This window comes from Collimonas sp. GW821-FHT07E08, from assembly GCF_059418905.1.
Genome location: NZ_JBWKQR010000010.1, coordinates 83,907 through 108,400 on the forward strand (window position 1 = coordinate 83,907; position 24,494 = coordinate 108,400).

General features: G+C 62.6%; 20 protein-coding genes and 1 tRNA gene. 7 read left to right on the top strand and 14 right to left on the bottom strand.

Annotated features, from left to right (window positions below; all coding sequences use genetic code 11):
• Positions 1-89: 89 nt before the first annotated feature.
• A tRNA-Leu gene (locus AC07RZ_RS14500) sits at positions 90-174 on the top strand.
• Positions 175-345: 171 nt separating this feature from the next.
• Here AC07RZ_RS14500 and AC07RZ_RS14505 read toward each other — a convergent pair.
• Positions 346-4,401: a Pls/PosA family non-ribosomal peptide synthetase gene (locus AC07RZ_RS14505; RefSeq protein WP_494668426.1), complete on the bottom strand. Its 4,056-nt coding sequence runs from the start codon at positions 4,399-4,401 to the stop codon at positions 346-348.
• A gap of 363 nt (positions 4,402-4,764) precedes the next feature.
• Here AC07RZ_RS14505 and AC07RZ_RS14510 point away from each other — a divergent pair, with 363 nt between their 5' ends.
• Positions 4,765-7,587, top strand: a complete 2,823-nt coding sequence (locus tag AC07RZ_RS14510; protein ID WP_494668427.1) for an EAL domain-containing protein — start codon at positions 4,765-4,767, stop codon at positions 7,585-7,587.
• Positions 7,588-7,606: 19 nt separating this feature from the next.
• On the opposite strand, the gene AC07RZ_RS14515 is transcribed toward AC07RZ_RS14510, so the two are convergent.
• The 4 genes from AC07RZ_RS14515 to AC07RZ_RS14530 form a co-directional block, all read right to left on the bottom strand.
• Positions 7,607-8,827, bottom strand: coding sequence for a winged helix-turn-helix domain-containing protein (locus AC07RZ_RS14515; protein WP_494668428.1), 1,221 nt, complete (start codon positions 8,825-8,827; stop codon positions 7,607-7,609).
• A gap of 12 nt (positions 8,828-8,839) precedes the next feature.
• The gene (locus tag AC07RZ_RS14520; RefSeq protein WP_494668429.1) at positions 8,840-9,727 is read right to left on the bottom strand and encodes a Dyp-type peroxidase; all 888 of its coding nucleotides are present in this window, start codon (positions 9,725-9,727) and stop codon (positions 8,840-8,842) included.
• 93 nt (positions 9,728-9,820) lie between these two features.
• Positions 9,821-11,131 (bottom strand): type II toxin-antitoxin system HipA family toxin, encoded by a 1,311-nt coding sequence (locus tag AC07RZ_RS14525; RefSeq protein WP_494668430.1) that lies wholly within the window; start codon positions 11,129-11,131, stop codon positions 9,821-9,823.
• A complete protein-coding gene (locus tag AC07RZ_RS14530; RefSeq protein WP_494668431.1) occupies positions 11,128-11,415 on the bottom strand; it encodes a helix-turn-helix domain-containing protein in 288 nt (95 codons plus the stop codon). Before AC07RZ_RS14530 ends, AC07RZ_RS14525 begins: the two co-directional genes overlap by 4 nt.
• Before the next feature lie 270 nt (positions 11,416-11,685).
• Between AC07RZ_RS14530 and tauA the strand changes: the two genes are divergently transcribed.
• The 3 genes from tauA to tauC are packed head-to-tail and all read left to right on the top strand — an operon-like array spanning position 11,686 to position 14,381.
• Positions 11,686-12,690 (top strand): taurine ABC transporter substrate-binding protein, encoded by a 1,005-nt coding sequence (gene tauA, locus AC07RZ_RS14535; protein WP_494668432.1) that lies wholly within the window; start codon positions 11,686-11,688, stop codon positions 12,688-12,690.
• Positions 12,691-12,699: 9 nt separating this feature from the next.
• Complete coding sequence (locus tag AC07RZ_RS14540) at positions 12,700-13,503, top strand: taurine ABC transporter ATP-binding protein (RefSeq protein WP_494668433.1); 804 nt, start codon at positions 12,700-12,702, stop codon at positions 13,501-13,503.
• Positions 13,500-14,381, top strand: coding sequence for a taurine ABC transporter permease TauC (gene tauC, locus AC07RZ_RS14545; RefSeq protein WP_494668434.1), 882 nt, complete (start codon positions 13,500-13,502; stop codon positions 14,379-14,381). Before AC07RZ_RS14540 ends, tauC begins: the two co-directional genes overlap by 4 nt.
• Before the next feature lie 70 nt (positions 14,382-14,451).
• Here tauC and AC07RZ_RS14550 read toward each other — a convergent pair whose 3' ends face one another.
• Entirely contained in the window at positions 14,452-15,186 is a 735-nt protein-coding gene (locus AC07RZ_RS14550; RefSeq protein ID WP_494668435.1) for an SDR family oxidoreductase, read from the bottom strand.
• 202 nt (positions 15,187-15,388) lie between these two features.
• Here AC07RZ_RS14550 and AC07RZ_RS14555 point away from each other — a divergent pair, with 202 nt between their 5' ends.
• Positions 15,389-16,351, top strand: a complete 963-nt coding sequence (locus tag AC07RZ_RS14555; protein WP_494668436.1) for an AraC family transcriptional regulator — start codon at positions 15,389-15,391, stop codon at positions 16,349-16,351.
• Positions 16,352-16,361: 10 nt separating this feature from the next.
• On the opposite strand, the gene AC07RZ_RS14560 is transcribed toward AC07RZ_RS14555, so the two are convergent.
• The 8 genes from AC07RZ_RS14560 to AC07RZ_RS14595 all read right to left on the bottom strand — a co-directional run bounded on the left by AC07RZ_RS14560 (position 16,362) and on the right by AC07RZ_RS14595 (position 23,404).
• Positions 16,362-17,537, bottom strand: a complete 1,176-nt coding sequence (locus AC07RZ_RS14560) for a low temperature requirement protein A (protein WP_494668437.1) — start codon at positions 17,535-17,537, stop codon at positions 16,362-16,364.
• Between the two features lie 288 nt (positions 17,538-17,825).
• On the bottom strand, positions 17,826-18,377 hold the full coding sequence (locus AC07RZ_RS14565) for an acyl-homoserine-lactone synthase (RefSeq protein ID WP_092392497.1): 552 nt from the start codon (positions 18,375-18,377) through the stop codon (positions 17,826-17,828).
• Positions 18,378-18,562: 185 nt separating this feature from the next.
• Entirely contained in the window at positions 18,563-19,249 is a 687-nt protein-coding gene (locus tag AC07RZ_RS14570; RefSeq protein WP_494668438.1) for an autoinducer binding domain-containing protein, read from the bottom strand.
• 338 nt (positions 19,250-19,587) lie between these two features.
• A complete protein-coding gene (gene dbpA / locus AC07RZ_RS14575) occupies positions 19,588-20,967 on the bottom strand; it encodes an ATP-dependent RNA helicase DbpA (RefSeq protein WP_494668439.1) in 1,380 nt (459 codons plus the stop codon).
• A 98-nt stretch (positions 20,968-21,065) separates the two neighbouring features.
• Positions 21,066-21,452, bottom strand: coding sequence for an SMU1112c/YaeR family gloxylase I-like metalloprotein (gene gloA2, locus AC07RZ_RS14580; RefSeq protein WP_494668440.1), 387 nt, complete (start codon positions 21,450-21,452; stop codon positions 21,066-21,068).
• A 54-nt stretch (positions 21,453-21,506) separates the two neighbouring features.
• Entirely contained in the window at positions 21,507-22,037 is a 531-nt protein-coding gene (locus AC07RZ_RS14585) for a chromate transporter (RefSeq protein WP_494668441.1), read from the bottom strand.
• A complete protein-coding gene (locus AC07RZ_RS14590) occupies positions 22,034-22,606 on the bottom strand; it encodes a chromate transporter (protein WP_494668442.1) in 573 nt (190 codons plus the stop codon). Before AC07RZ_RS14590 ends, AC07RZ_RS14585 begins: the two co-directional genes overlap by 4 nt.
• Before the next feature lie 18 nt (positions 22,607-22,624).
• Entirely contained in the window at positions 22,625-23,404 is a 780-nt protein-coding gene (locus tag AC07RZ_RS14595) for a methyltransferase domain-containing protein (protein WP_494668443.1), read from the bottom strand.
• A gap of 182 nt (positions 23,405-23,586) precedes the next feature.
• Between AC07RZ_RS14595 and AC07RZ_RS14600 the strand changes: the two genes are divergently transcribed.
• Positions 23,587-24,477 (top strand): transcriptional regulator GcvA, encoded by an 891-nt coding sequence (locus AC07RZ_RS14600; RefSeq protein ID WP_092392511.1) that lies wholly within the window; start codon positions 23,587-23,589, stop codon positions 24,475-24,477.
• Positions 24,478-24,494: the final 17 nt, after the last annotated feature.

The following is a 24,494-nucleotide window of genomic DNA, read 5'->3' on the forward strand; positions in this document are numbered from 1 at the left end:
ATCGCAAACTCCGATTGACCGCAGCTATCAAATGCACGTATTATTCTGTCTTCGGAATTGCAGTGAGTCTTACGGGGCTTCGCATTACGGCCCACGTGGCGGAATTGGTAGACGCGCATGGTTCAGGTCCATGTGCCGCAAGGTGTGGGGGTTCGAGTCCCTCCGTGGGCACCAGGCAACTGGTGTTGGAAGTAAAGAGAAACCGCATAAACATCAATGTTTATGCGGTTTTTTTCTTTTCTGGCCCAATTTTTGCCTGGTTCCATCCGGCGTCGGCAGCAGAAAATGCGGCCAGGCTGATAAGTCTCCTGGCCGCGGCTGCCAACGATGAAACCCAGCCGCCTTTCAGTTTTTTGCCGGCGCCGCCGGGCAGCCGCGCCAGTTGGTGCCCGCCGGGATCGATTCGCCTTTCATCACCAGCGTCAGCGCGCCCAGCTTGGCATTGTCGTTGACCGTCGCGCTATACAGCACAAAGCTGCGCGGCCCCATGTAGACCCGGCTGCCGATGTGGACATGGTCGATCTTCATGACCCGGTCTTCGAACAGGTGGGTCTGCGGACAAGCCTGGGCGTTCAGTTCGCTGTAGTCGCCGATGGTGACGCAGTCGAACTCGGTGATGTCGGTGGTATTCATGTAAACCCCGCGCCCGATATGGCAGCCCAGCAGGTTCAAGGCCAGCGGCAGCCACGGCGTGCCGCGCAGGTAATTCATGAAGTTGGGTATCGCGATCCCTTCATACAGGTTGGTGACACCCTCCGACAGCCAGACGAACCGCGTCCACATGGGCACGCTGCATTTCTTGTAGCGCCCGATCAGCAGCCACTTGAGGGCGGCGATGAAGATGAAGGTTCCGATGCCGTACAGCAGGCCGGCGCTGGTGAGCAAGGAAATCACCTCGCCCCATTGGCCGGCGCCGGCCAGCGGCATCAGGTTCAGCACCACGGTATAGCCGACCGCGATCACGATCGCATGCGGCGAAACGATGCGGAAGCCTTCCACCAGCGAACGGCCCAGGCGGCGCCGGCGCGATGGACGGAACGTCAGGTGTTCCGGGAAACCGCTGGTCTGCTCGCGCGCCGGCAGGTTGATCGGCGGCGAACCGAGCCAGGTGTCGCCCGGGCGCATGCGGTCGTTGTCTGGCGTACGCGAATGGACGCCGATCAAGACGTTTTCCGGCAAGATGCTGCCGTCTGGCACATAAGCGCCGTTGCCGACGAAGCTGCGGCGCGAGATCACGGTCGGTTTCATGGTCATCCAGCCGCCGTCGATCTGTTCGTCGCCGAGCAATACGGCGTCGGCGATAAAGGTATCGTCGCCCAGGGTCAGCATGTCAGGCACCACGCCCAGCGCTGTCGAAATCTCGGCATGGCGGCCTACCTTTGCGCCCAGCAGGCGGTACCAGTAGGGCGCGTAGACAGTGGCGTAGACGCCGTGCAAGACGCTCAGGCTGGATTCCTGGATCTGGTTGACCAGCCATTTGCTGCAATAGACATTGCTGCGCACCGGCCAGCTGCCGGCCCGCATGCGCGGCAGCAGGCTCCAGCGGATGCCGGCCGAGAGCAGGGCGGTGCACACGATCAGCACCGCAGTAGCGGGGAACGCCATGACGAAATATTTGGATAGCTGGAACGGCACATTGCCGTTGCTTTGCAGCCAAGGGAAACGATCGGTATCGTCGAGCCAGTCGATCAGGATGAAGCTGGGGAACACCGGCATGAAGAACAGGGTGGTGATCAGGAAGGCGCCGAACAGGAAAAATACCGACTCGCCCAGCTGGCGCCTGCGCGTAACCGGCGGCCGCGGCGGTTTGGATGCCTGGTCGAAAGCGCCCGCATCGCGCGCCGGCGAGCCGGTCCAGATGCGGCCGGCCGGCACCGCCTGGCCTTCGCTGATGGCGCTTTGGCCCTCCACATGGCCGAAGGCGCCGACGTTCGTGTTGCCTTCCATGACGACATAGGAACCGATGCAGCTTTCACGCTGCAGCGTGATCGGCCCCAGCCACAGCTCGCCATGTTCGACGCGGGCGTTTTCAAAGTTGACGGCATTGCCGATGCTCACGCCGTCCTCTATGGTAAGCAGGTCGTGCGCGCGCAAGGTCATGGAGCCGATGATGACTTCCGAGCCGATGCGCGCACCCAGCGCCCGCAGCCACCAGCTGTACAAGGTCGAGCCGCTCAGCAGGTAGGCCGGCGCCGCCTCGATCAGGCGGTCCGCCAGCCACCAGCGGTAATAGGTCAGGCCCCAGAGCGGATAGCGGCCTGCTTTCAGGCGTCCCGCGATCAGCCATTTGGCGGCGATCGCGATGGCGAACTCAAACAGGGTGGCCAGCAGGAACACGCCCACCGACACCACGATTGCGAGGGCAATCGAATCGCCCGGATCGCCGGTGAAAAAGTGATAAGTGAAAAACGGCGCCAGCCATTGCATCATGCGCATAGCCACCAGCCACGGCACGGCGGCAGCCTGCGCAGCGCCGCACAGCCAGCGCTTGAGGTCCGACGGTGGGCTCCAGCTGGTGTCGACCTCGATGCCGGCCGCCGGCGCCACGGCCAGCACCTGGGCGATGCGCCCTACGGTACGGTTCATGTAAATGTCGCGCACCGTCACGTGGGCAAAATCGGGATTGGCGCGCAGGGCGGAGGCAAGTTTTGCCGCGAACAGCGAATGGCCGCCGAGATCGTTGAAGAAATCGGCGCTGCGCTGGATAGGCTGGCCGGGGAACAGTTTGTTAAGCGCCGTGAACAAGGCGACTTCGGCCGGCGTTTCAGGGACGTCGGAATCAAGGCCGCCGGCGCTGATCGCCGCCAGCGGCCGGGCTTTCAGCGCCTTGCGGTCGATCTTGCCGGATGTCAGGCGCGGCATCTCCTGCATCGCTTCGAAGAAGCCCGGCACCATATAGGGCGGCAGCCGTTCGGCCAGCGCGCTGCGCAGCGTCGCCGGAACGATTTCCGTGCCGCTTTCGGCGACGATGAAGGCGATCAGCTGGTCGATGCCGTCTTCCTGGCGCAATATCACCGCCACCGTGCCGACTCCCGGCTGGCGCGCCAATACTTCTTCGATTTCACCCAATTCGACGCGGAAGCCGCGGATCTTTACCTGGTCGTCGGTGCGGCCCAGGCATTGGACCCGGCCGTCGGCCTCGATCCGGGCCAGGTCGCCGGTGCGGTACAGGCGGCGGTCATGTTCGCCGCTGGCCCAGGGATTGGCCAGGAATTTCTCGGCGGTCAGTTCCGGGCGCCCCAGATAGCCTTTGGCAACGCCGGGGCCGGTAATGCACAATTCGCCGACTTCGCCGCGCGGCAGCAAGAGCAAGCCGTTTTCCAGCGCCGGCTCAGTTACCACCTTAATCACCAGCAAACCGTAATTGGGCAAGGGCCGGCCTATGGTCACCGCTTCGTTGGCGTGCAGTTCAGCCAGGCTGGCCGATACCGTTGCTTCGGTCGGACCGTAGGTGTTGAAGATATGGCGGCCGGATTCCGGTTTGGCCCAGCGGCTGACCAGCGCCTCGGGGCACATTTCGCCGCCCAGGTTGATGATGCGCAGGTTTGGCACATCCTGGTTGAACAGGGCCAGCAGGGTCGGCACCGCATGCAATACGGTAACGCCCTGTGCCGCCAGCGCGAGCGGCAAGGCTTCCGGATCCGAGGCGAGTTCCTTGGGGGCGATCCAGAGCGTGGCGCCGGCCAGGTAGCTGATCCAGATTTCTTCGAACGACATGTCGAAGGCTACCGAAAAGCCCTGGTAAACGCGGTCGCTGGCGGCAACGCCCAGCACCGCGTTTTCACTGCGCAGGAAATGACAGATCGCGCCTTGGGTGATGGCGATGCCCTTCGGTTTGCCGGTCGAACCGGAGGTGTAGATGACATACGCCGGATCGCTGCTCCGTACGTGCCGGCGCCGCAGCGGCGGCGCCTCGGAGGGCGCCAGCAGCTGTTCGGCGGTCCAGACCTGGCATTGGCCCGGGTCCAGGCGCGGCGCGAATTGCTGGCAGCTGACGATGCCCGGCGCTTGCGCGTCCTCCAGGCAGACGGCGATCCGGTCCGGCGGCGTATCCGCGTCCAGCGGCAGCCAGGCGGCCCCGCTCTTGGCAATGCCGGCCTGCATCACCAGCAGGTCGATTCCGCGCGGCAGCCAAAGGCCGACGATCTGGCCCGGGCCGACGCCCGCCGCGATCAGGCGCGCAGCGACCAGGTCTGCGTAGTGGTTGAGTTCCCGGTAAGTCAGCCGGCGTTCGCCGAACACCATGGCGACCTGGTCCGGCAGGCGCGCGGCGGTGGCTTCGAGCAGGTCTGCCAGTACCTCCTCCCGTATCAGCTCAGGCCGCAGCGGCCCCTGCAAAATGTCTGGATGGGCAGAAAAATCGCTGGCGGCCGCGTTATCGACGAGCAAAGACTGGGTCATGGATGAGGCAAGTAAAAAAGACAAGAGAAAGACAGCAAGGCGGCGATGGTAGCACGGCTGGTATCGGTAACGTTCAGACAATTTTGCGCTGGGCCCGCGGCGCGATTTCCCGGCCTGCGGCGAGCCCCGACCGTGGTTATCCCAATACCTTCAGATGGTCGGTTCATGGCTGCTTTCCCGCTGCAAGCCGCGCATTGTTTTATCTGTTTTTTTTATCCGTTGCCAATGAATTTGCCAATAGGAAACTATTGGTCGTATGATGGGCCATTCGGGCCCCGCTTTCAAGTAGTGTTGTTTTTCGCAATTTCCTGCAATTCCGCTAAAGCTTTCTGACTGTGCTGTTTTTATCAGTGAGGTTTTGTGATGCAGCGATTGAAGAAATTTTTCACCATGGACGGCGGCATGCGCTGGGTCAAGGTGATCTTGCCTTTCCTGGCGATCGTCGCCTTGATGGTGGGGCTGCTGGCGTTCAGCATGAATATCCTGTCTTCGGTGCGCGCCTTTGTCGGCGGCGAGAGCTTGTGGTCGAAGGCGCAGAAGGAGGCGGTATTCCACCTGAACCAGTATACGGTGACGCATGCCGACCTCGACTACCAGAAGGTGCTGAAGGCGCTGGCGGTGCCGATCGGCGACCGGCGCGCCAGGGACGAACTGGATAAAGCCGATCCCGACCTGCAAGTGGTGCGCCAGGGTTTCCTCGACGGCGGCAATCACCCCGACGACATTGACGGCATCGTCAGCCTGTACCGCAACTTCAAGAATTTCAGCCTGCTGCGGGAACCGGTCGCGAACTGGAAGGTCGGCGACAAGCTGATCGAGGAACTGAGCACGGAAGCCGGCCGTCTGCACGCGGCGATCAATGCCGGCAACCCCGATCCACAGGCAATGATCGCCAGCGTTGCCCGCATCCGCGAGATAGATGCGGAATTGACGCCCCTCGAATTGCGCTTTTCAGCCAGCCTAGGCGAATCGTCGCGCCAGGTCCAGCGCCTGCTGCTGCTTGCGACGCTGGTCATCGCTGTCGGGCTGATGGTTTTCGGCAGCTGGATTTCCCGCTATATCCTGACCAAGAGCAACCAGTTCGAAGAAGCGCTGAAGGTCAGCCAGGAGCGGCTGCACCTGGCGATGCTGGGCAGCAACGACGGCCTGTGGGACTGGGACATCGAGGCCGACAATATCTACTATTCGCCGCGCCTGAAGGAATTGCTGGGTTATTCCCTGGAAGACGACGAGCCGACCCCGCTGCAGTTCCTTAACTGTATCTATCCTTCCGACCTGGATGCGGTACGCGCCAAACTGACTTCGCACTTGCATGACAATTCGCCGTGCGACATCGAATTCCGGATTGTCACCAAGGGAGGAGAATTGCGCTGGGTGCGTTCGTGCGCGCAATCGACCAGCAACGCCGCGGGGGAGCCGGTGCGCATGGCCGGTTCGTTTACCGACATCACCGCCCGCAAGCGCTCCGAAGAACAGCTGTATGCCGCCAAGGAGCGCGCCCAGGTGACGCTGGAGTCGATCGGCGAGGCGGTGATTACGCTCAGCACCGACGGCCTGGTCGAGTACCTGAACCCGACGGCGGAAATCCTGACCCGCTGGACGCTAGCCTCGGCGCGCGGCTTGCCGCTGGAAAAAATCCTCAATGTGGTGGGCGAAAGCTCTGGCAACCGGATTCCCGACCTGATTCCCCAGATCCTCGACAACAGCATGCCCGCCGACAGGGCTTCCAATCTGCTGCTGGTCTGCGACGACGGCAGCGAAGTCGCGGTTAACCTGTCGGCCGAGCCGATCCGCAACCTGAGCGGCGAAACCATCGGCACGGTGCTGGTGCTGCACGATGTCAGCAAGGACCGCGAATATGCGGCCCAGCTGTCGTACCAGGCCAGCCACGACGAACTGACCGGGCTCATCAACCGGCGCGAGTTCGAACGGCGCCTGACGGTGGCGATGATTACCTCGCGCGACCAGCAGCGCCAGCATGCGGTGCTGTACCTGGACCTGGACCAGTTCAAGGTGGTCAACGACACCTGCGGCCATGCCGCCGGCGACGAGCTGATCCGGCAGGTCAGCGTCTTGCTGAAACAGCGCCTGCGCGATACCGACACCATTGCGCGCCTGGGCGGCGATGAATTCGGCGTGTTGCTGGAGAATTGCCCGGTCGAGCACTCGCTGCGGATTGCCGAAGGACTGCGGCAGACCGTTGCCGACTTCCAGTTCGTGTGGACCAACAAGCCGTTCACCATCGGCGTCAGCATCGGCCTGATCAACCTGGCGGGCGAAATGCATACGCTGGGCCAGATCATGAGCGCGGTCGACGCCGCCTGCTACCTGGCCAAGGAGAAAGGCCGCAACCGGGTGCACGAGTATCGGCTGGACGATAGCGAGCTGTCGATACGGCACGGCGAGATGGAGTGGATTACCCGTATCAACGAGGCGCTCACGCACGGGCGGTTCTGCCTGTTCTCGCAGGAAATCGCCGCGTTGGGCAAGCCGCCCAGCCACGGCGCGCATTTCGAGATACTGCTGCGCATGCTGGACAAGGACGACAACCTGGTGCTGCCGATGGTGTTCATTCCTGCCGCGGAACGCTACAACCTGATGCCGGCCGTCGATCGCTGGGTGGTCTCGACGGTATTCGCCACCCTGGCCAAAATGCGTCTGCAAGGGCGCGGCCGGGAAATCCAGACCTGCGCCATCAACCTTTCCGGCACCAGCATAGGCGACAGCAATTTCCTCAATTTTGTGCAGGAACAGCACGTCAAATACGGCATCGCGCCGCAGATCATCTGCTTTGAGATTACCGAGACCAGCGCGATAGCCAATTTTGCCAAAGCGGCGCACTTTATCCAGGAACTGAGGAGCATAGGCTATCGTTTTGCGCTGGACGATTTCGGCGCCGGCATGTCTTCCTTTGCCTACCTGAAGAACCTGCCGGTCGACTTCATCAAGATCGACGGCGGTTTTGTCAAAGACATGATGAACAGCCCGACCGATTATGCGATGGTGGAGGCGATCAACAAGATCGGCCATTTGATGGGGAAACAGACGATTGCCGAATTTGCCGTCAATGAGCGGATTATCGGCACGCTGACCGAGATCGGCGTCGATTTCGCCCAGGGTTACGGCATCGGGCGGCCACGCGCTTTTGGCATAGGTATCGACAGGAACCTGCTGAACGCCGGCTAGGCTTGCCGGCAGCAAGGCCCTAAGCCAGCGCTGCCTTGAGCATGGCGCGCAAGGCACGTGGCGTGCATTGGTCGATGGCCACCTGCGGCGTGCCGTGCCAGGCGGCAAAACGCTGCAGTGTCGCCGCCAGTTCGGTCACGAATCTCTGGCTGGTGCGGACGCCGGGCTCCAGGTACAGCGCCTTGACCTGGAACACGCCCTGGCTGCGGTGCGCCTTGGCGTCCAGCCGTCCCGCCAGCGCGCCGCGATGCAGGATAGGCAGCGTGAAATAACCGTAGCTGCGCTTGGCTTCAGGCGTGTAACACTCAAGCCGGTAATCGAAATCGAACAGTTCCAGCGCCCGCTTGCGGTCCCACACCAGCGGATCGAAAGGCGAGAGCAGGCTGGTGGCGCTGGGTTTCAGCAAGCCGCCGGCGGCGGCCAGCGCCAGTTCGCGGTGCGCCGGATGGATGTACAGCGGCTGCTGCCAGCCGTCCACCGCGGCCCGCAGCAGGCTGCCGTCGTCGGCCAGGATCTCGGGATCGGGGCTGGGGCGGCTCTTGGCGGTGCGGAAGTAGTCGCCGATCCAGCTGGCTTTTGCTATTCCCATCGCTTGCACCGCCTTGAGCAGCAGGGCGCGCTGGGTTTCCGCGATGGACGGCATGCGGGCATCGTCCCAATCCGGCAAGATGCGCTCGGCGAGATCGTAGATGCGATGGAAATTGTGGCGCTTGGCGATCATCAGGCGGCCGGCCGTGAACAGCACTTCGAGCGAACGCTTCTCCGGTTTCCATTCCCACCAGCCGCCGCCCTTGCCGTCGGTACGCTTGAAATCGGCAGAACGCACCGGGCCGTGCTGGCGGATATGCTGCAGCAGCAGCTCTATGGCGGCGCCATGCTCTTCCATCCATTTGGCCGAATACTTCCAGCCCATGGAGCCGGGGTCGATCATGCGGTGCCGGTACAGGCCGTAATCCTCGATCGGCAGGAAGCTGGCTTCATGCGCCCAGTATTCGAACAGCCGACGTTCCTCCAGCAACTCGTCCAGCCAGCACTGCTGGTAATTGCCGAGCCGGCTCCACAGCACCAGGTAAGGGCTGCGCGCCACCACGTGGATCGTGTCTATCTGCAGCACACCCATTTGCCGGATGGCGGCCAGCACGTCTTGCTTGGCGGCTTTCTTGCGCACCGGACTGAGCAACCCCTGGGCCGCCAGTTGCAGTGCGCGCGCGGCAGGCAGGGAGAGCTGGATGGTTGTCATGCCGGTGCCGGCTCAGATGCCGATGCTGGACAGGTCGAGGCGGCCGTCCTGCAGCGGCGGACACCAGTAGTAGCCGCCGGTGACCGGGCGCGAAAAACTGAACAGGGCGTCGACGATGCCGTCTTCATGGCCCAGCATGCGGCGCAGGACGTTTTCGAAGCGGTCGCTGGATTCGCCGTAGGCGATGAACTCGGTCCCTTGCTGCAAGCCGTTGTCCCATGGCATGGAGCGGCGCACCATGTAGGCCTCGGGTGTAAAACTTTCCTGTGCGGTACGTTTGGCGTGGGCCGATTCCGGCGCATCTTCGATTTCCTCGTTGTCGGCGATCTGGCGGCCGATGGTGGCGTCGCGCTGCGCGGCGGGGAACCCGCGGAAACGCGGCAGGTCGTGGATCCAGCGCTGTACCGCGACAAAGCTTGAGCCTTGGCGTCCCGCGCCGTCCGCCACCAGCGCGGCGGCGATGGCTGCCGCCGCCTTGGGATTCTCGGTGCCGTCTTCGTAGCCGGTCAGGTCGCGGCCGTCGCGATAGCGGAAAGTATCCAGCGCGTCTTCCAACACCAATCCGTCGCCCAGCAGCTCGACCAGTTGCGCGGTGCGCTCGAACAGGCTGCTGCGGTCGCTGCCGCGCAGCAGGATCCACATGGCCTGCTGGGTCGACGGCGCCGCGCAGCCTTGTCCTTCAAGCGCCGGAAACGGGCGCAGGCCGCCGACATGCTGCTCCAGCGCCTGGACCAGGGGTGCGCCCAGTCCGACCACGCCCCAGTCCGCCGCAAAAACTTCGCGCAGCCGTGCCAGCGCTGCTTGCGGACTGTGGCCGCCGAGGCGGAACGTGAGTGAACGGCCGAGTGGCGCGAGTGCTTCGAGGATTCCTGGCTGGGCTTGGTCTGCGGTTGCTGGCATTGCTTGTCCTTAAACGGGGGAAGGGTGTGATATTAGCGGATTCCGGCCATTTTTTCGCATGGCGGGCGTTTTTTGCATCGATGGCGCCAGGCGTTAACCGGCTGCGGCTTTTGCGCTCTGCCTGGCCTGTCTTGCGCGCAAGCCGGCGATGATGCCGCGCTCCATGAAGTAGTCGGTCAGCCTGGTTTTCTGGTGCGGCAGCAACTGGCTGGCGGCAATCAGGTCCGGCCACGCCGCCAGGGCTTTTTTGCAGACCTCGCTGATAACGTGGCGCAGCGGCGGCTCCAGCAGGCCGCTGCGGTTGGCGAAGGCGCGCAAGGTAAGCGGCGACAGGAATGAGCGCTTGGCCTGGCCGTCGGCAAACTTGAGGGCATGGCCGCTGCCGTTCAGGTACACGCTGTACGCCACGACGTCATAAGCAGGCGAGAATTCGATGCTGCCGTCGGCCAGGTAGCGGACGCCGAAATTTTTCAGGTGGGCGTCGTAATTGCCGATCAGTTCGTTGACGGCGATGCGGCGCAGCAGCTCATGGCAGGCAGCTTCGCCCAGTCCCGGCACGGCTTGCATCACCAGCGCCATGTCGGCGTAGCTGGCGCCTGTATATTTTTTGTCAGGATCGACCGCCAGTATCTGGCAAAAATCTTCGACATGGAGGCGGCCTGGCTGGTCGCGGTCGAAACGCTGCACGGCCAGGAATTGCTGATGCTCTTCCGCCGCATGCGGATGCTCGGCCATGATCGCGGCCAGCGGCTGCAGGCTGGCGCTGCATACGGTTACGCCGGCGGCTTGCGCCAGCTGCAGCGACAAGTGTTCGACTTCCGGCAGGCGGTCGTATTGCGCGGTGGGCAGCTTGCCGATGATGTGAGCGTCTTTGTGGCGGGTGCGGCTGACATACCTGCCGCCTTCCAGGATCAGGGCCAGTTTTGGCTGCATGCCAGAGATCGAGACGCCGTCCACCAGCGGCGCGGCAATCACGCTTTCTTCGATGGCTTCCTTGTCTTGCGTCACCAGCCGCGTCATCGTCGCCCGCGTCAGCCTGGTCGGGATGGCCTTGACCGCGCCCGGCAAGTCGCGGCCGCAGGCTGCCAGCAGCTCGAAATGGTCGTCTTCCGCGCATTTGCGCTCGAACGCGATCTGCTTGCGCAATACGCCTTCCGGCAACAGGTTCTGGAAGAAGGCGGGCAGCCGCATCTGGCCTGGCGAGTTGAACATCGCCGCCAGAGGGTTGAGCAGCAAGGCCATGTCCTGCTGCGGCGTGGCGGCGCGCATGGAAAGCGACAAGGTTGGCCGCTGCGGGTCTTGCGCGTAGGCCGGGTCGACCTGGAAACGCACCATGTCGCCGTACTGAAACAGGACGCCCACCAGGCGCTCTGCCACGAAGATATCCAGCGCGCTCAGGTTCATTGGCGCGCTCCCTGCCGCGCCAGCGCCGCAGCCACCAGGCTTTGCACTTCTTCCTCGGCCGGCGCATTTGCGGCAATCGAAGAGGCCACGGCCTTGGGCAGCAGCGTCAGTTCCAGTCCCAGCTGATCGGCAATCGTCATCAAGGTGCTGAGGCGAGGGTCGTTCTTGCCGGCCAGGACGCCGCGTATCGTTACCGTCGTCAGCCCGCTGGCGCGGCTCATGGCAATGACCGGCAAGGCCAGCCGGTCCTTGGCTTGGCGCAGGATGGCAGAGAGTTCGTTCAAGGTTTTCATGGGATTAATAAACTATCTTTTATGGATATAAAGATAGTATAGTATCTTTATATGAAAAAGATAGTTTAGTATCTTATTTGTTTAAAAGGATACTTTGTTATCTCTTTAGGCCGCCTGCGCCAGGCGAAAACCATATAAGCATTGCCGAAAAGCTTCGTTCTGCAAGTTGCCTGAATCGATTAACTTTGGGCCAGAGCCTTAGCGCTGCATCAGCCAGGCTATTCAATTCCATTGATCGATTCAATCACAACGAGGGTTTGCATGATTGCCAATATTTTCAAACGTTTGCCAGCCTTGGCGGCTGCTTCCGTCATCGCGGTGCTGGCCGGCCGCGCCGGAGCCGCCGAACAGGAAGTCAATATTGCTTACCAGACGGTGGTCGAGCCAGCCAAAGTGGCCCAGGCTGACGGCGCGTATGAAAAGGCCAGCGGCTGGAAAATCAACTGGAAAAAATTCGACAGCGGCGCCGACGTGATCACTGCGGTGGCGTCCGGCGACATCCAGGTGGGTTATGTCGGCAGCAGCCCGCTGGCAGCAGCCGCAAGCCGTGAACTGCCGATAGAAACCATCCTGGTCGCGGCCCAGATCGGCCAGGCCGAAGCGCTGGTGGTGCGTAACGGCAGCGGCATCAAGACGGCGCAGGACCTGGCCGGCAAGAAGATCGCGGTGCCGTTCGTTTCGACCACCCACTACAGCCTGCTGGCGGCGCTCAAGCACTGGGGCATTCCTGCCTCCAAGGTGCAGATCCTGAACCTGCGGCCGCAGGAAATCACCGCGGCATGGCAACGCGGCGATATCGACGCCGCCTATGTCTGGGATCCGGCGCTGGGCAAGGTCAAGGAATCCGGCAAGATCCTGACCAATTCGGCTGAGGTCGCCAAGTGGGGCGCGCCGACATTCGACGCCTGGATCGTGCGCAAGGATTTTGCGCAAAAGCATCCCGATTTCGTGACCGCCTTCGTCAAGGTCACCGGCAAAGCCTACGCCGATTACCGCAGCCATGGCGCGGACTGGAAAGCCGGTTCGCCGCAGTTCGAGAAAATCGCGCGCCTGACCGCCGCCAAGCAGAGCGACATCGCCGAGCTGCTGGCCGGCAGCGGCTTTCCTGTCTTGAGCGAACAGGAGCAGCTGCTGAGCGGTTCGACGGTCAAGGCGCTGGCGGCGACTTCCAGTTTCCTGCAAGAGCAAAAGAAGGTCGAACGCGTATTGCCGGACTACCAATCCTATGTCAATCCGGCGTTTGCCAAACAAGCCGCGCTGCAATAAGGAGTTGGCATGATCCGCCTGCAATCCGTGGGGGTGCGCTACCCCGGCGCCGTACGGCCGGTCTTGCACGATCTGTCGCTGGATCTGCATGACGGCCGGTTTACCGTGGTGATCGGCGAATCCGGCTGCGGCAAGACAACCTTGCTCAACCTGATCGCCGGGTTCCTGGCGCCGAGTTCGGGTTCTGTCAGCCTCGACAGCGTGCCGGTCACGGGGCCGGGCGCGGAGCGCGGCGTGGTGTTCCAGAACGATACCTTGCTGCCATGGCAGACGGTGCAGGAAAATGTGGCGTTCGGGCTGCGCCTGGCCGGCCAGCCGTTGCAGCAGCGCCAGGCCAAGGCGCGCGAATACCTGGCGCTGACCGGGCTGCAGGATTACGCCGACGCCGCCATCTGGGAACTGTCCGGCGGCATGCGCCAGCGCGTCAGCCTGGCGCGCGCGCTGGCGGTGGATCCGCGTTTCCTGTTGCTGGACGAGCCGCTGGGAGCGCTCGACGCCTTGACGCGCGAACACATGCAAGAACATCTGCTGCAAGTCTGGAAAACCTCCGGCAAAGGCATCTTCATGATTACCCATAGCGTGGAAGAAGCCTTGTTCCTGGCGACCGACCTGGTGCTGCTGCGGGCGCGGCCAGGGCGGGTGGAGAGCGTGCGCCAGCTTGAATTCGGGGCGCGTTTCGCTGCCGGCGAACCGGCGCGCAGCATCAAGTCCGATCCGCGCTTCGTCGGCATGCGGGAGGAAATCCTGGAGCAGCTGCTGCATCCGCGCCAGGCTGTACGCAACGACGCCGGGCTGGAGGAGGTGTCGGCATGAGCGAATTGTCCGTGACGTTTTCACCGCTTGAACTTGAGTTGCCGCAGGAGCCTGAGGTGTCGGCAAGCGCTGCCCAGCGGCGCCAGGAAGTTCCGAAAACCAAGGCCCGGCGCGTCATTTCAGAGCGCAGCATCACTCTGCTGACGGTGGCGGGTTTGCTGGGTTTGTGGTGGCTGGCCAGCGCCCTGGCGCTGGTGCCGCCGCTGTTCCTGCCGTCGCCGCTGGCGGTGCTGGGCAAATTCAAGGCAGTGGCGCTCGACGGTTTTGTCGACGCCACCTTGTGGCAGCATGCCGCCACCAGCGTCGCCCGGGTATTCGCCGCGCTGCTGCTGGCCATCGCCAGCGCCATCCCGGTGGGCATCCTGATCGGCCTGAGCAGCCGTGCGCGCGCGGTGTTCGATCCGCTGATCGAGTTTTACCGGCCGATCCCGCCTTTGGCTTATTTGCCGCTGATCGTGATCTGGTTCGGCATCGGCGAACTGTCCAAGGTGCTGCTGATCTACCTGGCGATTTTCGCCCCGCTGGCGATCGCCACCTTGCATGGGGTGCGGCGCGTCGACCAGAACCGCTTGCGGGCGGCGCAGTCGCTGGGGGCGTCGCGCTGGCAGCTGGTCCGTTTTGTCATCCTGCCGTCGGCGGTGCCGGACGTGCTGACCGGGATCCGCATCGGACTGGGCGTCGGCTGGTCGACCCTGGTGGCGGCGGAGCTGATTGCGGCCACGCGCGGGCTGGGTTTCATGATCCAGTCGGCGGCGCAATTCCTGGTGACCGATGTCGTCATCATGGGAATCCTGGTGATCGCCCTGATTGCTTCCGGTTTTGAATATGGCCTGCGCTGGCTGCAGCGCAAGTACGTGCCTTGGGAAGGGCGCACGTAGTTTTCGATTCAGGGGGGTGGGACAGGCCAGCCGTGACCGGCTGGCCTGTTTTTTTCATCACGCAACGATCTTAGGCTGCACTTGCCGTCGGGCGCACCACGATCTCGCTGAGGTCGACGTCCGCCGGCTGTTCGATGGCAAACAGGATGGTGCGGGCGACTGCCTCCGCCGTAATGAAGACCTTGCGGTAAGCCTCCATTCCCAGCTTGGCGGCAGGGTCGGTGATGCTGTCTGCCAGCTCCGATTCAGTCACTCCCGGCGAAATCACCGTCACCCGGATGTTGTCGACTTCCTGGCGCAAACCGTCGGAAATCGCCCGCACCGCAAACTTGGTGGCGCAATATACCGCCGCGCTGGGCACCACCCGGTGGCCGCCGACCGAAGCTACGTTGATGATCTGGCCGCTGCCCTGGGCTTGCATGACGGGCAAGGCGGCGGCAATGCCGTACAGGACGCCCTTGATGTTGACATCCACCATGCGTTCCCATTCGTCCACCTTCAGCCGGTCCAGCGTCGACAGCCGCATCACCCCGGCATTGTTGACGATGACGTCGACCCGGCCGAAGCGGCTTTTGGCGAGCGCCACGATATCCTCAAGCTGGCTGCGTCTGGTGACATCCAGGGCTTGGTATTCTGCTATGCCGCCAGCCGTGCGGATCAATCCCGCCAGGACTTCCAGGCGTTCGGTGCGGCGCGCGCCGAGCACTACCCGGGCGCCATGCGCCGCCAGTATGCGGGCGGTGGCTTCGCCGATGCCGCTGCTGGCGCCGGTGACGATGACAACCTTATCCTTGATTCCAGACATGTGTTTCTCCTTGATGTGGTCAGGTCCCGCGCCGTCGGCGCCAGACATGCTTATCAATGTAGCGGCCGGGAACCAGCCCGGGATAGTCGCTTCGTCGCGACTTCTTGCCTGATCCTCCAGATGTGCGGCCCGGCGCCGCCGCGCCAGATCGAAAAATAGTAGACTCGGTCAAACCCTGCAAATGCTGAAAACGAGGCTGGAAATGAAAGATTCAGGATCAATCCAAGAGACCGCCGCCGACCCGCTGGTGTCGATCAAGCAAATCGAGCTGGCGCGCCTGATTGAGCAATACACCGGCGCCGACGGCGTGCACCAGACGGCGATAGCGCCGCTCAACCTGATGCGGCTGTCGCAACCCTCGGCGCCTGCCCACAGCTTGCATAAGCCGGCCCTGTGCATCATTGCCCAAGGGCAGAAGCAGGCGATGCTGGCTGACGAAGTCTATGTCTACAATTCGGCCCAGTACCTGGTGGTGTCGGTCGACCTGCCGGTCATGGGCCACGTAACGCAAGCCACGCCGGAGTTGCCTTACCTGTGCGTGCGCCTGGACCTTGATCCGAAGGACATCGGCGACATGATCATGGCCGGCGAGGTACGAGCAAGAAAGCCGGATCTGCCGGCGCGCGGCATGTTTGTCAGCAGGGCCAATTCCAGCCTGCTCGATGCGGTGCTGCGCCTGATGCAGCTGCTGGCGACGCCGCAGGACATCCCGGTGCTGGCGCCGCTGGCGATGCGTGAAATCCTGTACCGGCTGCTGCAGGATGAGCAGGGCGGCATGCTGCAGCAGATCGCCATGTCCGACAGCCAGTCGCAGCACGTGGTCAAGGCGATCGAACTGATCAAGCGCGACTACCGGCTGCCGCTGCGGATAGAAAACCTGGCGCGCGAAGCGAACATGAGTTCTTCTTCGCTGCATCATCATTTCAAGGCGGTGACGGCGATGACGCCGTTGCAGTACCAGAAACAGCTCAGGCTGCAGGAGGCGCGCCGGCTGTTGTTTACCCAGGTCGGCGATGCCGCCACCGCAGGACACCTGGTGGGTTATGAAAGTCCTTCGCAATTCAGCCGCGAATACAACCGCATGTTCGGCTCGCCACCGGCGCGTGATGTGGCGCGCCTGCGGGCTGCGGGCGCTGCTGGCACCGGGGTCGCCAGCCCGGCTTAGTTCCCTTGCCTCATTCGGCGCGCCGCGTGCGGCGCCGCGAAATGCTTTCCTGGATGGCGACGACGATCAGTATCACGGTGGTCAGGCCGGAAATCATCAGCTGGTCGGTGTAATACGCGAACGGGACCAGTATCGCCAGCAGCGCCAGTCCGATTACATGCGAGAACGGAAACAGGCGGTAGACCACGGTCTTGTAGATGCCGTTGCCGAGCAGGTAAGCCATCGGCCCGCCGACCAGCACCGCCAGCGATTTGGTCTCTATGTGGCCGGCCGGATGGGCGATCGCCAGCTCGTTGCCGACCGCGGTGATGATTACGCCGGCGACGATGAGGACATGGGTGTAATGGAAATACGCGCCGATCCGTCCCGGATCCTTGGATTCGACGATGGCTTCGGTGCCGGCCTGGCTGCTGGTGTCGAAGTAGATCCACCACATCGCCAGGCTTCCAACGAAAGCCACCAGGAAAGCGATCAGTGTCGGCGCATCCCAGTTCGCCATGTGGCCGATGGTGGCGCCGGTCACCAGGATCGACTCGCCCAGCGCGACGATCACGAACAGCTGGCAGCGCTCGGCCATGTGGCCGCCTTCTATGGTCCATTCCTGGGTCCGCGAGCGGCCCAGCACCGGCAGCCACAGGCCGATCATCGGCGACAGGTATTCGCAGGCTACCGCCAGCGTCCAGAACAGCAGCCGGTAATAACCTTGCGACAGGCCACCGGCAATCCAGAATGCGCCCGAGATGCACAGCCAGCCAAGCATGCGCTGGAAATTCTTGCTCAGGGCATGGTGGCGGCCCAGGTGGAATACCACAAACAGGGTGCGGCCGATCTGCATGCTGGCGTAGCACACCGCAAAAACCAGGCCGCGTTCGCCGAATGCATCCGGCAATACCGCCGACATCACCAGGCCGACCAGCATGATGGCGAACAGCAGCAGCCGGATCGGCATGGCGTCCGGGTCGAACCAGTTGGTCACCCAGCAGGTGTATTGCCAGACCAGCCAGACCGCAAACCACAAGACCAGGGTCTGGATGGCTCCCAGGGGCGTCAGGTTTTCCAGCAGATGGTGGGATAGCTGGGTAACTGCAAAGACATAGACCAGGTCGAAGAACAGCTCGACCGACAGCACCTTGGCCTCATGGCCGTCGCGCGCCCGCAATAGATTGGCTTTGCCCCAGATGCTCATTGTGCTGTTTCCTTATTGCGTTGATATCGTGATTCACAATAAGGGAGGTTTCCATCGCATGTCAATCGCCGCCGGCAGCGTTGCCGCGAGGCCTGATTGTGCACCTGGCTCCTGGCGCCGTTGTTACCGCAAGACCCGGAAAACGCAGAACGGCTGCAGGCGTCGCATGCCGTTGTTGCTCGGGGCGGCCATCCGCTCCTTGCCGTAGCACCGCTACGTCGCGTCGCCGCGCCTAGGCACGCAACGCCTGCCGCGCGTTCGCACTCCCAAATCAAATGTTAACAGGCCCTAGACGTCGATCAGGCAGGCAAAAATGCGATGGCCATCGACCAGCATGGGCGGCCCCGAACGGTGCGCTTTAAAACCGCCGCGCAGCAGCCAGCGCTCGATGCCTATCGGCGAAACGGTGATCAGGCGCTTGGCGCCGCGGTGGGCGGCGCAGTCGATCGAGGCTTGCAGCAGCTGGTAGGCGTTGGATGAAGAAACCTGTCCCAGCGGCGTTTCGTTTTTCTTGCTGAAATCGACTGCGGCAAAGCGCGACAGTTCCCATACTTCGGTGGTGCATGGCGGCGCGGCGCCTTTCAGCAGCTGCGGGAATACTTCGCTCAGCAGATAGGGCTGGTTGGTCGGCAGCAGGCGGGCGCAGCCGTTGACTTCGCCGCGGTTGTCCTGCGCCACCACATAGATCGTGTCGGCATGGTCAAACTGATCCAGTTCTGCGCCATCCTTGGTCTCCAGTTTCCATTGCAGGGTTTCGACAAAAACCTTGTGGCGGTAGCTGGAGATTTTCGAAAATAGTTCACTTGACAACTCGGCGGCGGCCCCGGAAATAACGTTCATCAATGGTGTCCTTAGTCAGAATTAGTGAATTAATTTTGAAATGCATGGGGCGCTTGGCGTAACTGTCAAGGTTGACAGGTGGGACATGGCGGCATGTGAGGCAGGGGCGCGCAAAAAAAATCCGGCCAGGGCCGGATTGACAGGGTTTGCGCGGGATTCAGGCGCCGGGGAAGCGCCCGGAGCGGTTACAGGATACCGAACATCGCGGCCTTGATGGCCGCTGCGGTCTTGTTGGTGGCGTTGAGCTTTTTCAAGGTATTCGAGATATGGAAATTCACCGTGCGGTCGGTGATGTTCATGATCTCGCTGACTTCGCCCGACGTCTTGCCGTCGGCGGTCCAGCGCAGCACTTCGATTTCGCGCGAAGTCAGCTGCGTGGCGGCTTCCGGCATGTGTTTTTCGATCAGCAGCAGCGACAGGCCCTCATGCGCAACCCCCACCAGCCACGACAGCCTGAGCGAGATTTCACGCAATTCCTTGTGCGAGACGCTGTCATCCGAACGCGACAGGTTGAGCAGGCCGGAAATGCCTTTGGCGTCATGGCAGGATTGCGCCCAGCCCGCGTGCAGGCCATGCGAGCGCGCATCTTCCCAGAACGAGCGGTTGCTGGCGACATGCTTGTCGGACCAGACCATGGGCAGGTTCGAATGCCTGCCATGCGCCACGGTGGGGTCGATTTTTTCGTAGCGCTGCTGCATGTAGCGCTGCTGCCAGGTCGTCGGGTAGTTGTTCAGGCTGACGACCTTGGGTTCGGCTACAGGCCAGGGCAAGCGCATGTCGTAAGCGCAGTAGTCAAAACCGAGCTGCTTGGCGACCCCGGACAAGGCGTTAAAAAGGACGGGGGCGGATTTCGCGCCCAACATAGATTGCATTTGCTGCTCTTGCCAACTAAACATACCTGCACTCCCGTAAAAAATGTGTGTTTTTCATGGAAGGAAATTCTTTTCTTCTGCCGCAAAACCGCGTTCAGGCCATCGACAGGGAACGGCTTGGGAAACGGGATTGCAACGTCACATCAGCTAGCACTTGGAATCGCGACCTGTATGCCTTTTCTGGCTTCAGTTGCGGCGCGGGCCTCGGATTTCCGCGCTCACAAAAAAGTTTCCATTGGGAAATTTAACACACTTTTGCCGCCGTGGGGTTTGAGTGAACATACAAAAATAATTGTTGATTTGTCTATATCTCTGATGCTACCCGCCGGCGCCTGGATTTAAATGAACCGCATCTTGAAGTTCTTGCCCTTGATATTGCCGTTGCTAAGTTTGCCGAATGCCTGCTTGGCGATGCGTTTATCCAGCGCCACATAAGTCACGAATTCGAACACGCTGATCTTGCCGACCTGTTCCTTGCTCAGGCCGACATCGCCGGTCAGCGCGCCCAGCAGGTCGCCCGGGCGCAGCTTGTCTTTCTTGCCGCCCATGATGCATAGCGTCAGCATGGGCGCGGTGAGCGGTTCGCCTTCGGCCGGTTCCAGCGCATCGAGGTCGAACCAGCTGACCGGTCCTTGCTGGTAGTCCTCGATCAGCTTGACCCATTTCTTTTCGTTCGGCGCGCACAAGCTCAGCGCCAGTCCCCGGTCCTGGCCGCGGCCGGTGCGGCCGACGCGGTGGATATGGACTTCAGTGTCCTTGGAAACGTCGACGTTGATCACCGCGCCCAGGGTCTGGATGTCGAGGCCGCGGGCGGCAACGTCGGTGGCGACCAGCACCGAGCAGCTCTGGTTGGCGAAGCGCACCAGGATTTCATCGCGTTCGCGCTGCTCCAGTTCGCCGTACAGCGCCAGCGCGCTGAAGCCCTGCGCGCGCAACTCGTCGGCCAGTTCGCGGCAATGGATCTTGGTGTTGCAAAAGGCGATGGTCGAGACCGGCCTGTAGTGGTTCAGCAGCTGCGCCACGGCCGCATTGCGGCCCTCGTAGCTAACTTCGTAAAAACGCTGCTCGATGCGGCCGGTATCGTGCTGTGCTTCTACCTTGACCTCGACCGCATCGCGCAGGAATTCCGTACTGGCCTTGCGGATGTCGTCCGGATAGGTCGCGGAAAACAGCAGGGTCTGGCGGCGTGCCGGGCAGGCGCTGACGATGCCTGAGATTTCTTCGTAAAAGCCCATGTCGACCATGCGGTCGGCTTCGTCCAGCACCAGCGTCTGCACGGTGCCGAGGTTGATGCTGCCGCGGCCGATATGGTCGCGGATGCGTCCCGGCGTGCCGACGATGATATGGGCGCCATGTTCCAGCGAACCTATCTGCGGGCCCATCGGCGTGCCGCCGCACAAGGTCAGGATCTTGACGTTGTCGGCGAAGCGCGCCAGCCGCCGCAGTTCCTTGGCGACCTGGTCCGCCAGCTCGCGCGTAGGACACAGCACCAGCGCCTGGATCGCGAAATAGCTGGGATTGAGCTTGTGCAGGATGCCGATGCCGAAGGCCGCGGTCTTGCCGCTGCCGGTCTTGGCCTGGGCGATCAGGTCGCGCCGCTCGAGGATCACCGGCAGGCTCTGCGCCTGGATGGTGGTCATTTCGTGGTAGCCAAGGCTATCCAGGTTGCTGAGTAACGCCGGCGCCAGCGGGAGGGTGGAGAAGGATGAGGTTTTCACGATGAGGTTGTCGCCAGCTTAAAAGGGAGGGAAGTCTAACAGGTGGGCGGGTTTAGGACCAGCGCCGCCATGCTTGTCAGAACGGCTACTCGAATTGCTCAGTGCTCATACAGCTCCAGCGGCAAACCGTCAGGGTCGGCGAAAAAAGTGAAGCGCTTGCCGGTGAATTCATCGATACGGATGTCTTCCACGGCGACGCCCTGGCCGCGCAATTCCTGCGCCGCCAGGGCGACGTCGGGCACCCGGAACGCCAGGTGGCGCAAGCCGCAGGCTTCCGGCCGGCTCGGGCGCGGCGGCGGCGACGGGAAGGAAAACAGTTCTATCTGTACGCCGTCCGGGGTGCGCAGGTCGAGTTTGTAGGAATCGCGCTGCTCGCGGTAGGTTTCGGCGACGATGGCCAAGCCCAGCAGCTCGGTATAAAAACGCTTGGAGCGCTGGTAGTCGGAGGCGATGACGGCGACGTGATGGATGCCGGAAATTTGCATAGTTGGTCAGACAAAAGCCAAGTGTGAAAAGCGGCCGCAGCCGTCCAGCACCGACTATACCTGACCAATCCCGCTCAAGCCTAGCAGCGCGCCGGCGGCCAGCACCCACAGCGGATGCACCTTGCTCTTGTAGGTCGCAAAGGCGCAAGCCGCGGCGATCAGCGCCAGGCCCCAGGCGTGGGTCGAGGCCTCGGTAATCAGGGCGGCGCTGGCAGCCACCAGGCCGACTGTCATCGGCACCAGCCCGGCTTGCACCGTGGCGCGCCACGGGCGGTCCTTGAAGCGCTGCCACAGGTGCAGGACGACGCCGGTCAGCAGCGACGAGGGGCCGAATTTCGCCAGGCTGGTGACCAGTACCCCAGGCCAGCCGGCGACATGCCAGCCGACCAGCGTCACCACCATCATGTTCGGCCCCGGCGCTGCTTGCGCCAGGGCGAACATGGCGCTGAAATCCTGGGGCGACATCCAGTGGTGGATGTCGACCACCTGGCGCTGCATTTCCGGCAGGATGGTGTTGCCGCCGCCAAAAGCGAGCAGCGACAGCTGGCTGAAAATCGTTGCAAGGGCGAGCAGGGTATCGGTCATGACGGCAGCTTCCAGGCAGCGATCACGCTGAGCGGCGCCAGCACCAGCATGGTCGGCAGCAAAGGCAGGCGCAGCAGGGCGATCGAGACAAAAAACAGGCAGGCGATAAACAGCGGCAGCGGCTTTTTCAAGATCGGCGCCAGCATTTTCAGCGCCATCGAGATCAGCAGCCCGGAAGCCGCCGCGGCCAGGCCGGCGAACATGTGCTGCACCGAGGGATTGTCCTGGAAATGCTGGTAGACCACGCCAAGCGCAATCACGATCGCCGACGGCGCGGCGATCAGTCCCAGCAGGGAAGCCAGGGCGCCGCCGACGCCGCGGAAGTGCAAGCCTATCGCGACAGACAGGTTGATGATATTGCCGCCCGGCAGGAACTGGCACAGGCCAAGCATGTCGGTGAACTGCGCCGGCGTCAGCCAGCGGCGCTGCTCGACGATCATGCGGCGCGCCAGCGGCAGCACGCCGCCGAAGCCGATCAGTCCCAGCATCAGGAAGCCGGAGAACAGTTCGCGGGTGGACGGCGCGGCGCGCGCCATGTCCTGGCTGGTGGTGATGGTTTCTGTAGTCATTGCATATTATATTGAGGCTCAAACATTGGCGACGATGAAAAGCCGCTTGAACGGCAGCAGCGTGACGCCGTTCTCGCGCTGCGGATAGGCGTCCCGCATCGCCTCGGCATAGGCGGCGCGGAAGGGCGCGCGCTTGTCTTCCGGCAGCGCCTCCAGGTAAGGCCGCAAGCTGGTGCCCGCAGCCCATTCGGCGACAGCGTCGGCGCCGCGCAAGGTATGCAGGTAAGTGGTTTCCCAGATATCCAGCTTGCCGGTGCGGGAGCTCAGCAGGTCGTAATAGTTTTCAGCGCTCAGGATCGAAGGCTGTTGCGGCACCCCGCGCAGGTAAGGCGCAAACGATGGCGACCTGGCCAGTTCCAGCTGCATTTTCCTCAGCGGCGCGTCGTGCATCGCCGGCATCTGCACCGCCAGCCAGGAGCCGCTGCGCAGGAATGACAGCAAACGCGGAAACAGGGTGGGATGGTCCGGCAGCCACTGCAGCGTCGCATTGGAGTAAATCACGTCCAGCAATCCTTCCGGCTGCCAGTGCGCCAGGTCGGCGCGCTCGAAGCGGCATTCCGGCACCGAGGCGGCGGCTGCTTCGAGCATGTTGGCCGAGCTGTCGACGCCGAGCACGTCGGCTGCCGGCCAGCGCGCCTTTAACAGGGCGGAGATGTTGCCGGTGCCGCAACCGAGGTCGACTACCCGCTGCGGTTCCTGCTCGGGGACATACGCCAGCAGATCGAGGGCGGGACGCAGGCGTTCATTGCCGAAGTGCATGTACTGCTTGGCGTCCCAGAAATCGGTGGTCGTATTCATGTCTTCTCCTAGAATTTGTCACAAGGTGGAGGGTTGATGCAATTTCCCGGCATTTTTCGGAAAAATCATTTGTTTTACCCTAAAGAGCGATGAATATTGATTCGATAGACGCATGTTACAGAACTTTTAAAGCCTCACAAATCGACTTTTTTACTGCTTGTTTGTGATCTATAATCACAAGCATGTCTCGTCAACTACCTCCTCTGCAAGCGCTGCGCGCATTTGAAGTCGCCGCCCGCTTTGAGAATTTCTCAGCCGCCGCCGAAGAGCTGCACGTGACGCACGGCGCCGTCAGCCGCCAGGTGGCGGCCCTGGAAGCCTGGCTGGGCATGCAAGTGTTCCATCGTATCGGCAAGCGGGTGCAGCTGACCGACGACGGCCGGCGCTACCTGCTGACCGTGCAGGCGGCTTTCGATAATATCGCCACCGCCACCAGGCAGCTGCGTGAATCCGGGACGGTGCGCGTATTGCACATCAACTCCTTGACGACCTTCGCCATGCGCTGGCTGCTGCCGCGCCTGAGCGGCTTCCAGCGCCTGTATCCGGGGGTCGAGCTGAAATTGTCGACCTCTGCCGCGCAGCAGCCCTTGGGTGAGTCGGGCGAGCTGTTCGACGTTGCGATACGGCGCGGCCCGGGGCACTGGCCGAACTGCGTCAGCGGCGAATTCCTGGGCGAAAGCGAGTTGCCGGTCTGCAGCCCGGCATTGCTGGCGCGTGCGCCTATCCGGGCCGCCGGCGACCTGGCCGCGCATACCTTGCTGCATTCCGATACGCGCCCCGACGCCTGGCCGGAATGGCTGGCGCAAGCCGGCGTGGCGCCGGCCCTGTGCAAGAAAAAACAGTCGTTCAATCATTTTTATCTGGCTTTGCAAGCCGCCGTCGACGGCCTCGGCGTAGCGCTCGGGCCGTTGCCGCTGATTGCCGACGAGCTGGCCAGCGGCCGCCTGGTGATCCCGCTGGCTGAACCGGTGATCCGCGCCAGGAGCTACTGGTGGATAGTGGCGCGGCACCAGGCCGAAGTGCCCTTGATCAAGCATTTTTGCGACTGGCTGGAGCAGGAATCGCTGCGCTGAGGCGGGCTCGGCGGCGC